The sequence below is a fragment of the Aliivibrio fischeri ATCC 7744 = JCM 18803 = DSM 507 genome, from assembly GCF_023983475.1.
In the GTDB taxonomy this organism is placed as follows: domain Bacteria; phylum Pseudomonadota; class Gammaproteobacteria; order Enterobacterales; family Vibrionaceae; genus Aliivibrio; species Aliivibrio fischeri.
The window spans coordinates 2,806,350-2,817,904 of sequence record NZ_CP092712.1; the positions used below are offsets into that span (position 1 = coordinate 2,806,350).

The 11,555-nt window shown below is 36.9% G+C and carries 15 protein-coding genes; 5 read left to right on the plus strand and 10 right to left on the minus strand.

The annotated features are described in order from the left end of the window. Window positions 1-146: 146 nt before the first annotated feature. On the minus strand, window positions 147-1,010 hold the full coding sequence (ubiA, locus tag AVFI_RS12870; protein WP_054775829.1) for a 4-hydroxybenzoate octaprenyltransferase: 864 nt from the start codon (window positions 1,008-1,010) through the stop codon (window positions 147-149). Next, window positions 1,007-1,549 (minus strand): chorismate lyase, encoded by a 543-nt coding sequence (locus AVFI_RS12875; protein ID WP_054775828.1) that lies wholly within the window; start codon window positions 1,547-1,549, stop codon window positions 1,007-1,009. Before AVFI_RS12875 ends, ubiA begins: the two co-directional genes overlap by 4 nt. A 121-nt stretch (window positions 1,550-1,670) precedes the next feature. On the opposite strand from AVFI_RS12875, the gene AVFI_RS12880 reads away from it, so the two are divergent. Then, window positions 1,671-2,081 (plus strand): flagellar basal body-associated protein FliL, encoded by a 411-nt coding sequence (locus AVFI_RS12880; RefSeq protein ID WP_005421359.1) that lies wholly within the window; start codon window positions 1,671-1,673, stop codon window positions 2,079-2,081. Window positions 2,082-2,159: 78 nt separating this feature from the next. Here the strand turns inward: AVFI_RS12880 and glpG are convergent, their stop codons facing one another. The 6 genes from glpG to ftsY form a co-directional block, all read right to left on the minus strand. Further along, on the minus strand, window positions 2,160-3,002 hold the full coding sequence (gene glpG / locus AVFI_RS12885) for a rhomboid family intramembrane serine protease GlpG (protein WP_012534343.1): 843 nt from the start codon (window positions 3,000-3,002) through the stop codon (window positions 2,160-2,162). Window positions 3,003-3,008: 6 nt separating this feature from the next. Then, the gene (gene glpE / locus AVFI_RS12890) at window positions 3,009-3,332 is read right to left on the minus strand and encodes a thiosulfate sulfurtransferase GlpE (RefSeq protein ID WP_012534374.1); all 324 of its coding nucleotides are present in this window, start codon (window positions 3,330-3,332) and stop codon (window positions 3,009-3,011) included. A gap of 478 nt (window positions 3,333-3,810) precedes the next feature. After that, entirely contained in the window at window positions 3,811-4,671 is an 861-nt protein-coding gene (gene rpoH / locus AVFI_RS12895) for an RNA polymerase sigma factor RpoH (RefSeq protein ID WP_005421372.1), read from the minus strand. 215 nt (window positions 4,672-4,886) lie between these two features. Further along, window positions 4,887-5,840, minus strand: a complete 954-nt coding sequence (gene ftsX, locus AVFI_RS12900; RefSeq protein ID WP_005421374.1) for a permease-like cell division protein FtsX — start codon at window positions 5,838-5,840, stop codon at window positions 4,887-4,889. Continuing rightward, window positions 5,833-6,501: a cell division ATP-binding protein FtsE gene (ftsE, locus tag AVFI_RS12905; protein ID WP_005421376.1), complete on the minus strand. Its 669-nt coding sequence runs from the start codon at window positions 6,499-6,501 to the stop codon at window positions 5,833-5,835. The genes ftsX and ftsE overlap by 8 nt, the downstream gene beginning before the upstream one ends. Before the next feature lie 3 nt (window positions 6,502-6,504). Further along, window positions 6,505-7,743, minus strand: coding sequence for a signal recognition particle-docking protein FtsY (gene ftsY, locus AVFI_RS12910; RefSeq protein WP_012534380.1), 1,239 nt, complete (start codon window positions 7,741-7,743; stop codon window positions 6,505-6,507). A gap of 70 nt (window positions 7,744-7,813) precedes the next feature. Between ftsY and rsmD the strand changes: the two genes are divergently transcribed. The 3 genes from rsmD to AVFI_RS12925 all read left to right on the plus strand — a co-directional run bounded on the left by rsmD (window position 7,814) and on the right by AVFI_RS12925 (window position 9,421). After that, the gene (gene rsmD / locus AVFI_RS12915) at window positions 7,814-8,416 is read left to right on the plus strand and encodes a 16S rRNA (guanine(966)-N(2))-methyltransferase RsmD (protein WP_012534366.1); all 603 of its coding nucleotides are present in this window, start codon (window positions 7,814-7,816) and stop codon (window positions 8,414-8,416) included. Continuing rightward, window positions 8,417-8,683 carry a DUF1145 domain-containing protein gene (locus AVFI_RS12920; RefSeq protein ID WP_005421383.1) on the plus strand — a complete coding sequence of 89 codons (267 nt, stop codon included), beginning with the start codon at window positions 8,417-8,419 and terminating at the stop codon, window positions 8,681-8,683. It abuts the gene before it with no gap. A 144-nt stretch (window positions 8,684-8,827) separates the two neighbouring features. Continuing rightward, on the plus strand, window positions 8,828-9,421 hold the full coding sequence (locus tag AVFI_RS12925) for a YhgN family NAAT transporter (protein ID WP_005421385.1): 594 nt from the start codon (window positions 8,828-8,830) through the stop codon (window positions 9,419-9,421). A gap of 64 nt (window positions 9,422-9,485) precedes the next feature. Here AVFI_RS12925 and AVFI_RS12930 read toward each other — a convergent pair whose 3' ends face one another. Continuing rightward, a complete protein-coding gene (locus AVFI_RS12930; RefSeq protein WP_011262818.1) occupies window positions 9,486-9,728 on the minus strand; it encodes a YecH family metal-binding protein in 243 nt (80 codons plus the stop codon). Between the two features lie 824 nt (window positions 9,729-10,552). Then, entirely contained in the window at window positions 10,553-10,918 is a 366-nt protein-coding gene (locus AVFI_RS12935) for a hypothetical protein (RefSeq protein ID WP_011262820.1), read from the minus strand. 298 nt (window positions 10,919-11,216) lie between these two features. Between AVFI_RS12935 and AVFI_RS12940 the strand changes: the two genes are divergently transcribed. Beyond that, window positions 11,217-11,549 (plus strand): DUF2500 domain-containing protein, encoded by a 333-nt coding sequence (locus AVFI_RS12940; RefSeq protein WP_005421391.1) that lies wholly within the window; start codon window positions 11,217-11,219, stop codon window positions 11,547-11,549. Window positions 11,550-11,555 lie beyond the last annotated feature (6 nt).

An 11,555-nucleotide genomic window follows, 5' to 3' on the forward strand; every position in this document is an offset into this window, starting at 1 on the left:
TCAATCACAGTAAGTAAGTGAGCAGAAATAGCGAAGAAAAAATGCTTGAGAACAAGGCAGAATTTTTCGATAAGTAGTTATTCTACAATCAAAAGTTCTAACGTAATTATCGAACATTTTAACAAGCTAGAGCGATCAGTTATTGACTACGATTGGTATAACACACTTGCACTGATAGCAATAAAAATCAGTCCACCGACATAGTTATTATTTAAAAACGCTTTAAAGCAAGCTTCCCTTTCACGTCCTTTTATTAACCATTGCTGATACACAAAAAATCCAGCAGCCGCTAATATTCCCCAATAATAAATACCAGAAAGCGCTAATTGAGAGCCTAATACGATCAATAATGCCAATACCGATAACTGCAATAAACCGATAATCGTTTTATCATAGCGTCCAAACAAAATGGCTGTTGATTTAATACCAATCTTTACATCATCATCTCTGTCCACCATTGCATACTGTGTATCGTAGGCGATCGTCCACAATGCATTAATCACAAACAGTAACCACGCTTCAGGTGGTACCTGATTTGATTCTGCTGCGTATGCCATTGGAATTGCCCAGCTAAATGCTAGTCCAAGTACAAACTGAGGGAGATACGTCACTCGTTTCATAAAAGGGTAAGCAATGGCAAGAACAATACCGATACCAGATAGCATAATCGTTAAGGTGTTCATGGTTAAAACAAGAAGAAAAGAACACACAACCAAAACAGCAAAAAGAGACAACGCTTCTTTTGAAGAGATAACTCCAGAAGGCAATGGACGATTAGCCGTTCGTTTTACATGACCATCCACTTTACGGTCCGCAAAATCATTAATCACGCACCCCGCAGAACGCATAAAAATTACACCTAATACAAATACAATAAGTACATGCCAATCAGGTAATCCATCGGCTGCTAAAAATAAAGCCCATAATGTTGGCCATAAAAGTAATAGAGAACCAATTGGACGATTCATTCGGGTCAATTGCCAAAACGCCTCTGCTTTTGACATATTCATGATTCCACTTCCTTTGAATAAATGGGTGCTTCTGGTAAAAATAACTCTGCAACTAGCATGGGTTTATTATTCATCCATAATCGAGAACGACGAGCAAACAACTCTCCTCTTTCTGTCATTATTTTTCCTACTTGTAATTTATCTCTATGTGCACTTTGAGCACTAAATACAGTAATACCTAGAGGTGTATGACCTTGACGAGTTAAATCATGCGGTTGATCTTGCAATGATGATAACGGAATTAATGTTCTACCATAAACCCATGACTGCTGATCGCCTTTTAAGATAACTTTTCGACGCAAACACACTTCTCCGCTAAGAAGATCTTTCTCTTCTACGGTTAATTTATTTGGGTTCACATGGGTATTATCCAATACCGATACCGATAACACATGGCAATGTTGCTCTAAACGACGTGATAGTGAATCTAATCCTAGCAACCAATAACGCTGCAGATCGTTACAACACTCAAATGTATCGGCCTCTTGCCACTGCACTCTTTTTAGTACAGAAGCACACCAAGAATTGATATCTGACATATTCTCTATAACATCTTTCACATATATTGCTTATATTGAAAGATTGTAGTTAATTTTTTCTCACAACTGCCGACTATTGTATCAAGTAATAAAATAAATTGACTGATGAATGGATTAGAAAATGACAAAGAAATCATTATTTGCAGGGTTACTGCTGATTATTAGCCAAATATTCTCCCCTGCGATCCACGCAGAAGAAGAAGTCGCTCCTCAAATGGGCTACTTTACACTGGCACCAGATTTAACAACGAATTTTGTAACAACAGGAAAAAAGCTAGGTTACATCCAAATTCGAGTAGATATTCTTGTTGCAGATAACCGAGATTTACCGCAATTAGAGCGTCACAACCCACAGATCCGAAACGCATTAGTTGAAGTATTAGGACAACAACCAGAACAAAGAATTAAATCCCTTGCGGGTCGTGAAGAAATTAGAAAAGAGTGTTTAACTGCAATTAATGAACTGTTGCTTGCAGAGACAGGAAAAACGTTAGCCGTTGATTTACTGTTTACCAAATACATCTACCAATAACCATTTTGGTACCAGATATTTTCATTTATCTGTGTCGATATAAAATGAGCGAGGTAATCATTACCTCGCTCATTTTTTTTAACTCAATGAAGATCTTTTAAAGCGACTATCAATACCTGCAATCACACATCCCGTAATTAAACCGGCTAAATGTGCAGTATTTGCAATAGCCATAAAAGGTTGGACATAACCAAGAACTAGCCAAACAAGCATAAAACCAACTATCGGTTTAGAAACTGAAACGCCTCTCTCTGGCGCTAGCCAGCCAATAAACCAAGAATAACCAAGTAGCGCATACACCACACCAGATAGCCCACCAAAATTAGCACCTTCTACCCAGAACTGACCTAAACCAGAAAACAGTGCAGAAAATAAAAACAGTTGTACTAACTTAGTGCGACCTAATCGTAATTCAATATCCCCACCTAACTGCCACCACCACAACAAGTTAAAAATTATGTGTGTCGCAGAAAAGTGCAGCAATGCATGTGAGAACCAGCGCCATACTTCAACACTTTGTCCTTGATAGGCAGGAAAGTGTAATGCTTGGAAAATAGAGTTATTCCAACCTAATTGCTGCAAAGCAAAAATCACAATACACACAAGCATAATCGACAACGTAAAGATCCCGGCTTTCGCTTTGATCATTTTGATGAGATTAGGCGAACCATATGCAAATTTTGCCGTTCGTGTATCCGCCATATCCCATGATGCTGATTGGTATTTAACATCATTAGGATTACGTAAAAATGCCTGTAATTCTGATTCAACTTCCAGTAAATAAGCATCATCAGAAACAACCCACAAAGCAAACTGCCCATCTCCTTCAGGCATCATTCTGATATCGATATGTCTTGATGCCATATAATCAATAAATGCCTGTCCTGCTCTGGGGTTTGATAATGCGATTAATCTTTGCATATGCTTTTATTTCTCCACAGGTAACCCTGCTTTATGCCAACCTTCAAATCCACCATCAACACTATAAACTTCTTCATAACCTTGATTCACTAAATACTGAGCTGCACCTTGGCTACTATGTCCGTGATAGCACATAACCAACACCGGCTGTTCAAAATCAACCTCATTCATTAATTCAACGATCGTGTCGTTCGTTAAATGAAATGCATTTTCTACATGCCCTCTAATGAAGGATTGTGGATCCCTAATATCTACCAATACAGCATTAAGATCTTGCTGCTTTAACTTTTCCTGAGCGTCTACTACTGATATATGTTGAAACTGATCCATTATGAGCCTTTCTCTCTATTTTTTATTTATTGTACTCTCGATTAACCACAAGAAAAACACAGAGTACGTAAGGGTTAAACAAAGTTATCCACATAGTTATTATCCACACATTTTTTTAGGCTATTTTTAGTTGTTTAATTTTTACTCACCTGTGGAGAAAGCTGTGAATTACGTTGATAAAGTAGTTTATGAAAAAGTGATCCACTACATGTAGTGAAGATCCTTTTTAAAGTGTGGATATAAATTCTGTTGCTAAGCTATCGTGTTATCTAGGTTTTACTAAATTCAATCAAGATCTAAACAGATAACTCCCTACTTATACACAAGATATTTTTATTATAATCCATCGAATTAATCAAACTCTTGATCATACCAATACGGTTAGATTAGATATTCCACTCAATTACTGACGTTTCTATAGGTATAAAAAAAGGCTGAACTCTTTCAAGTTCAGCCTTCTTTAAAATTCTTATTGTAATTAAAGAACGTCGCCAACGGCATCCTTCAATTTTTTCATCGCATTCTTCTCAAGTTGACGAATACGCTCCGCCGATACTTGATAAGTATCCGCTAACTCTTGCAGTGTCGCTTTCTCATCAGCTAACCAACGAGATTGAACAATATGCTGACTACGCTCATCTAACGTCGCAATCGCATTTGCTAAACGATTATTTGTATAATCTTCCCAGTTATCTTCTTCTAAAGAGTAAGCAACATCTGATTGCTTATCTTCTAGATAGTAAACTGGTGCAGTAAACGCCATATCACGGTCGTCATCTTCTGCAGGAGCTTCAAACGTTGAGTCTTGAGCAGCAAGTCGTGCTTCCATCTCTCTAACTTCAGACGGTGCAACACCAAGATCTTTTGCAACCGCTTCAACTTCACCGTTGTTAAACCAACCTAAACGTTTTTTATTCTTTCTTAAATTAAAAAACAATTTACGTTGTGCTTTGGTCGTTGCTACCTTCACAATACGCCAGTTTCTTAATACGTATTCATGAATTTCAGCTTTAATCCAGTGCACAGCAAAAGACACCAAACGCACACCCACTTCAGGGTTAAAACGTTTTACTGCTTTCATTAAGCCTACGTTACCTTCTTGAATAAGATCCGCCAAAGGTAGACCGTAACCTGAATAACCACGGGCAACATGTACGACGAAACGAAGATGAGATAAGATCAGCTCTTTCGCTGCCTCTATTTCTTCTTTGTAGTGTAAACGCTCCGCTAGCTCACGTTCCTCTGCCACAGTTAACATTGGGTAACTATTAACAGATCGTAGATAGCTATCGATACTATCTTGTGAAACGACAGCCATTGAATACATTTCTTTCGACATTCAAATCCCCATTTATATCTTGGTATTACTTAACTTAACCTTGCAATAATGTACTTAAAGTAAACAGACTGCAAGTGAAAGGCGGAAAATTATCCACACTTTATTGACTAATTTCTGTTAAGTAAGTTCAGTTTTTAACAAAACAAAAACAAAAAAGCCGCTAATTCAATCAATTAGCGGCTTAAGATCTTATTTAAAACAAAGATCGTTTTCTTTTATACCGGTTCAATTTCTTTTAAATGACGCAACACTGAAATTCGAGCCGCTAGTAGACCTAAAAATGACGATAACATAAGCAATAGCAAACTCTCATCCCACGTTAAACCAACTAAACGAAAGATACTATCGTAAAGTACAGCCACATTATCTACCGCTCCATTTAGAGTAACCGTAATAATTGCAGTTAATAGCCAAGCAACAAAACCACCTAATAGACCAAACCACATACCCGTGTATAAATAAGGGCGTAAGATAAAAGTATTGGTTGCACCAACTAATTTCATTACTTGGATTTCATCTTTTTGCTCTAATACATTAAAACGTAATGTATTACCTACAATCAAAAAGACAGCAACAAACATTAGAATAGCCAATGTCGTTGCGACTACGACAGCTACGTGTTTAATGGCATCCAATCGAGCTAACCAATCATCATCCAAACGAACTTCGTTTACATAAGATTGCTGCTTCAAACGATTAACGAGCTGGTTTACTTGTTCTGTACCTTGCCACTCTGTTTTTGGTGAAACAATTAACACGGCAGGTAGCGGATTGCTATCTAATAGTGTTAGTGCTTGCTCAAAACCTGAATGCTCACTCAGCTCTTTTAACCCCTCTTGTGGAGAGATGTATTGAACAGCTTCAATCTCTTTCCAGCGTTCTAGCTCGCTCTTTAAGGTTTGAACTTTCGTTTCTGCAACATCTTGTTGTAAGTACAAACTGACTTGCGAAGGCGCTTGCCATTTTGAAGCGACAATCGTTAAGTTTTTACCAATTAAGTACATACTTGAAGGTAAGGTTAATGACATAGCAATCACCGCTAATGTCAGCATATTACCTAAAGGACGACGTAATAGTTCTTGAAAAGAAAGCTTGGCTTGTTTTTTATGAGTAGCCCAGAAACCGTCATTTGATGCACCTTGAGTATTTTTAGGTTTACGCTTAGCCATGATCAGCAACCTCGCGTAAACACCCTTGGTGTAAATCAAAACGACGGTACTTATTACCACCAATTAATGATAAATCATGAGAAGCCATTAATACGCTTACTCCCACACGATTAAATTCAGCAAAAAGATTAAACACCTGACGAGATAACTGTGGATCTAAGTTACCTGTCGGTTCATCAGCCAATAACAACATAGGTTTATTTACAACCGCACGAGCAATACCCACACGTTGTTGTTCACCACCAGACAATTGCATAGGGTAACTTTTTGCTTTATCTAATAACCCAGTTTTATCTAATGCTGCCGAGACTCGGCGCTTAATATCATTTTCTCGTACTGATTCAACACGCATTGGTAATGCAACATTATCGAAAACAGTACGATTCATCAGTAATTTATGATCTTGAAAAACGATACCGATATTACGACGTAAAAATGGAATATCTTGATTCGAAATTTTTGTAATATCATGACCATTAAATAAGATCTTGCCATCACTTGGACGTTCAATTGCACAGATCAGTTTCAACAACGTACTTTTACCAGCCCCTGAATGACCACTCAAAAAAGCCATTTCACCTCTATTTAAATGAAAATTTACTTTTTGTAATGCTGGACGACCACCTCGATAGGCTTTCGACACTTGCTGAAATCGAATCACGCGCTATTCCTCACGACTAAATAATGCTTCAATAAAATCTTGCGCCACAAATGGACGTAAATCATCAATGCCTTCACCAACACCGATAAAACGGATTGGAATTTGGAATTGATCCGCAATAGAGAAAATAACACCACCTTTTGCTGTACCGTCCAATTTCGTTAATGTAATTCCAGTTACTGGAGCAACATCACTGAACAATTTAGCTTGGCTAATGGCATTTTGGCCCGTACCCGCATCTAAAGTTAACATGATCTCATGCGGTGCTGATGGGTCAATTTTCTTCATTACACGAACAATTTTACGCAATTCCTCCATTAAGTTACTCTTATTTTGGAGACGACCTGCAGTATCAGCAATAACAACATCAACTTTACGTGCTCGTGCAGCTTCAATCGCATCATAAATAACAGACGCACTATCAGCTCCAGTATGTTGAGCAATAACAGGAACATCATTACGCTGACCCCAAACCTGAAGTTGCTCAACAGCCGCTGCACGGAACGTATCGCCCGCCGCCAACATGACCGACTTACCTTCATTTTGGAATTGTTTTGCTAACTTACCGATCGTTGTTGTTTTACCAACACCATTTACGCCAACCATTAAAATCACGTGTGGCATATTTTTTTCATCAATTTCCAGAGGTTGTTCAACTTTAGCTAAGATTTCAGCCATTTCTTCTTTTAGTAAACCATATAATGCTTCACCATCTTTAAGATCTTGCTTACTCGCTTTTTCAGTTAGACTATCAATAATTCTAACTGTCGTGTCCATTCCCACATCGGCAATTAATAACTGCTCTTCAAGCTCTTCAAACAGTTCATCATCAATTTTTTTACCGCTAAATAAACCAAAGAATCCTGCACCAATATTCTCTTTTGTGCGTTGCAAACTACGCTTTAAGCGAGCAAAGAAGCTTTCGGTTGGTTTTTCTTGAACTTCTTCGACTTTAATTACAGGCTCAGCCTCTAATTCCGCTTCAGGTTCTTTCTCAGTAACAACTTCTTCCGCTTCTGTCGTTTCTTCAGCTTGTACCGTTACTTTCTCACTTTCTTTAGGCTGTTCAAGCTCTGCATCTTCCACTACACTCTCTACGGCACTATCATCTTTAGATGGAGCCTGAGAAAGCGTTTCTGCATTTTCTTCTACTGATTGTTGTTCTACTGCTGGTTGTTCGGCTTTTTCTTCATCACCAAAACCTAACCAAGACAATAATCCGCGTTTCTTTTTGCCTGTCATTGGGAAATCCTAGAATTAAATTGGTACAATTTTCTCGTATACTATCACTTTCTGAGCGGTCAAAAAATCTATGGTTAAACGTAAACAACACTCACCTCGCACTTCTGGCACAAATGGTCGCTCAGGAAGCATTCGTATTATCAGTGGACGCTGGCGCGGACGCAAACTTCCAGTACATGATGCAGAAGGGTTACGACCAACCACGGACCGTGTAAAAGAGACTGTTTTTAACTGGTTAGCACCTGATATTCCTCGAGCTCGTTGTTTGGATCTTTTTTCTGGTAGCGGCGGTTTAGGTTTTGAAGCCGCTTCTCGTGGTGCTGAACACGTCGTAATGCTTGAGTTAAATAAACAAGCTCATGCACAACTTAAACAAAATGCAGAGAGTTTAAAAGCAGATAATATCGAAATTCATCATACCGATGCATTGACGTTTTTAAATCAAGCTGCAACTCCATTTGATGTTGTCTTTATTGATCCTCCATTTAGAAAAGATTTATTAGAAGAAACCTTAACAAAATTAGAAAATAATGGATGGTTAGCGGCAAACGCTATGATATACATTGAAGCAGAAAAAGAGTTAAGCTCATTGCCTGTTCCTGCCCATTGGCATCTAAGCAAAGACAAAACCGCAGGACAAGTTACCTTCAAATTATATGAAAGAGAGGAATAGATGAAAGGATTGATCATTCTTGCTAAAGCGGCCATTGCCTTTGTGTGGTTTATTTTAATTTTAAATTTCTTTATGCCATTTCCAGGTAAAGCAGCCATTGCTCTTTACATCATGACTGCATTTTTATTTATGATGCATGGTTTGCAGATGCTTATCTTTATTGGCGCTTTTGGCGATAAAATATCAATGAGCCGTTGGGAAAAGTGGTCAATACTCATCTTTGGTGTATTTGCTTTATTAGACATCAGAAAAAAACACATGATGTAAAACACCCACTATAAATAGATTATTTTAAAAGGAGCGCTCAGCTCCTTTTTTTATACTACGACTCCACCTCTTCAACTCATTTTTAATGGGTATCTATGCTACCATTGCCGATATTCTTCTGAACTTTAATCTTGGTACACATTTATGGATACGCTTTCTGCCGCTGTCATGCTTTTTCTAATAATGGACCCTATGGGTAACTTACCTGTATTTACAGCCATTCTTAAACACGTAGAAAAAAAGCGTAGACGTATAATTTTAATCAGAGAGCTACTTATTGCCTTGGCAATTATGATGGCATTTCTGTTTATGGGGGAGCAAATCCTGAATTTCTTAAGCCTTAAAAAAGAAGCGGTATCTATTTCTGGTGCCATTATCTTATTCTTAATTGGCTTAAAAATGATTTTCCCACCAGAGGGAGGATTAGGAGCAAGTTTAGGTGCTGGCGATGAACCTTTAATTGTACCACTTGCAATCCCTATGATTGCTGGTCCTTCAATTCTTGCTACATTATTACTTTTAGCTCACCAAGAGCCAGATCGTATGCTTGATTGGAGCCTTGCTTTATTAGGTGCATGGTCAGCAACAACTGTTATTTTAATGTTTTCTGAAATATTCCAACGCGTGGTTGGTGAGAAAGGGTTAGCAGCAATAGAACGCTTAATGGGTATGCTATTACTTATGATATCGGTACAAATGTTCTTAGACGGCATCATGAGCTACTTCAGCCATATTTAATCTAAACCATCACTTTCAAATAAAAAGGTCGCTATATGCGACCTTTTTATTTACACCAATATAATTAATGGTGACACATGCGCTCAGGGTTTGCTGTAAGCCCTTCTTCCGTTGCGACAATCTTCTTTTTAGATAGTAAAAAATCAAGCAACTCAGCCAACGTTAAATCTTGTTGGCTACAAGTATGAAAACAAACCTCAGAACCAAATTCACTCTCTATTTTCTCTTCCAATTGAGCGCGTGGTAACGGCTCTTTAGAATCAATAAGAATATTTAAAACAACATGACCATGGATATCTTGTTTCATTTCACTTTCTCATCATTTATTAAAGACCGTCTTAGCATACCAGATAACAACGGTTAGCTTTATGCTTTCTATTTTTATCGATAAATAGCTCATAGAAAGCAATAGTAAGCCAAAACAACTAAAAGAATAGCCCATATTAAAAAAGACTATTTTATCGACAAGATAAAAAACATAAAAACAAAAGATAAAACACAATAAATACAACAAGTTAAACGATGTATATATTAATTTTTCATATATATAAAAGTAACTTATAACCAGTGTAATATGATTTTTTATTAGAAAAATATGCTCTTTAGAATCTAATGATATAAAAGTCACTTAAAAGCCGATCATATTGAAGCAATAAAAAAGGCAAAATTGAAAGTAGAGCAAGATATCGCACCTAAACTCTAAAATCACAACTAAAATAGGTGATTAATAAACAAACCATAAAAAACCCAATTAAAACAAACAAAATCAACAACTTAAATCAAGTTAACATGAATTAAACACAAAAAACCACAATAACAACAGACAAAAACACACCTTAACCAAGGAGGTAATGGGCACTATTGTCATAGAAAAGTTATTTTTTTAAGCTTTAGAGCAATCAGTGCTTGATCAATAACCAAAAACGGTGTTATTCTATTTGTCAAGCAATGATAGATGACATTAGAGGAGCATAGTAATGATTACTTCATCGCAAAAACAAGGACTTATGATGATCGCAGTAGTTGTTGGACTAATGACTCTGCCAATGATGTACTAATCTACATTCAAATAAGTTCATATAAAAAAACGGACGCAAATGCGTCCGTTTTTTTATATCTAAAATATAGCGCTTAAAATAAATGCTTAATATTTTCCCAATGAATCATATAGATAGCTAAAGATATCAAGGTAGCAATCAATACGATCCCCCCCACCAATTTCCATAAAAAACGACTGGCTCTTGGGGTCAAAATATCATTCATTTCTTTACACGTAGCTTTGAAAGCGGATTTATCTTCTAACTTATACCCTTCTTCGTGCACAACTTTGTTTCGCATAGTTGCAATAAAGCGTAATTTCTTAATCACTTCATGAGGAAGACGCTCCTCACAACTACTAATAAGCTGATGAAGTCCTTTTCCTTCTGCGTGATAATGTGTCTTTAATAAAGATTCAATTTTACGACTTTGCTTCACAACAAGATCAATATCAGACATATCACTCTCCTAATCTTTGACTCTGAAATCTCTTTCTACTTTATACCATGCAAATGCGAGTTTCTCTTTCTGATCCTTCAGATTATTATCTTTAGTACACAGTAAAATAATAGGGGATAATTTTAAGATAATGTTCGAGCTAGATCTCAGTTCGTCTCTTGATTTCTACTTCTAAAGAAAAGATACATAAAATAACTAGAAAACCCGCACAAACTCGATAAATACTCCTTATCTATCTTTCTATAAAGAGTAGAATAATGATGAACTTATGTATTTACTTGCACGTTTAAGGAAAATCATGCCTGTTACTTATATTATTTTGTTACTTATTTTTATTTTTGCTGCGGCATTTTTATTTAAACGCTTCCAAAGCAAATATATCTTAGGAGAAAATGCCCCTGAGATGACGGCCGAAGTAACTATTTTAGATAAGCAAATAGTTGAAATCCCAGACACTCAACCCGGAGAAGAAGATCAGGAATTTTGGATTTATGTACAAAAAGGACGATTTGGACCAAAACGAGAATTTGAAGTCGGCGTCCATTATTTTCATGCTCTAAATCCAGGAGATAAAGGTATAATGACTTATCAAGGGCGTAAATTTCATCACTTTGCCTTAAAGCGAGATTAAAGAAAT

Bases quoted from the DNA above. Each gene is read 5' to 3' on its own strand.
- ubiA (WP_054775829.1), bottom strand. From the start codon at position 1,010: ATGAATATGTCAAAAGCAGAGGCGTTTTGGCAATTGACCCGAATGAAT.
- AVFI_RS12875 (WP_054775828.1), bottom strand. From the start codon at position 1,549: ATGTCAGATATCAATTCTTGGTGTGCTTCTGTACTAAAAAGAGTGCAG.
- AVFI_RS12880 (WP_005421359.1), top strand. From the start codon at position 1,671: ATGACAAAGAAATCATTATTTGCAGGGTTACTGCTGATTATTAGCCAA.
- glpG (WP_012534343.1), bottom strand. From the start codon at position 3,002: ATGCAAAGATTAATCGCATTATCAAACCCCAGAGCAGGACAGGCATTT.
- glpE (WP_012534374.1), bottom strand. From the start codon at position 3,332: ATGGATCAGTTTCAACATATATCAGTAGTAGACGCTCAGGAAAAGTTA.
- rpoH (WP_005421372.1), bottom strand. From the start codon at position 4,671: ATGTCGAAAGAAATGTATTCAATGGCTGTCGTTTCACAAGATAGTATC.
- ftsX (WP_005421374.1), bottom strand. From the start codon at position 5,840: ATGGCTAAGCGTAAACCTAAAAATACTCAAGGTGCATCAAATGACGGT.
- ftsY (WP_012534380.1), bottom strand. From the start codon at position 7,743: ATGACAGGCAAAAAGAAACGCGGATTATTGTCTTGGTTAGGTTTTGGT.
- rsmD (WP_012534366.1), top strand. From the start codon at position 7,814: ATGGTTAAACGTAAACAACACTCACCTCGCACTTCTGGCACAAATGGT.
- AVFI_RS12920 (WP_005421383.1), top strand. From the start codon at position 8,417: ATGAAAGGATTGATCATTCTTGCTAAAGCGGCCATTGCCTTTGTGTGG.
- AVFI_RS12925 (WP_005421385.1), top strand. From the start codon at position 8,828: ATGGATACGCTTTCTGCCGCTGTCATGCTTTTTCTAATAATGGACCCT.
- AVFI_RS12930 (WP_011262818.1), bottom strand. From the start codon at position 9,728: ATGAAACAAGATATCCATGGTCATGTTGTTTTAAATATTCTTATTGAT.
- AVFI_RS12935 (WP_011262820.1), bottom strand. From the start codon at position 10,918: ATGTCTGATATTGATCTTGTTGTGAAGCAAAGTCGTAAAATTGAATCT.
- AVFI_RS12940 (WP_005421391.1), top strand. From the start codon at position 11,217: ATGCCTGTTACTTATATTATTTTGTTACTTATTTTTATTTTTGCTGCG.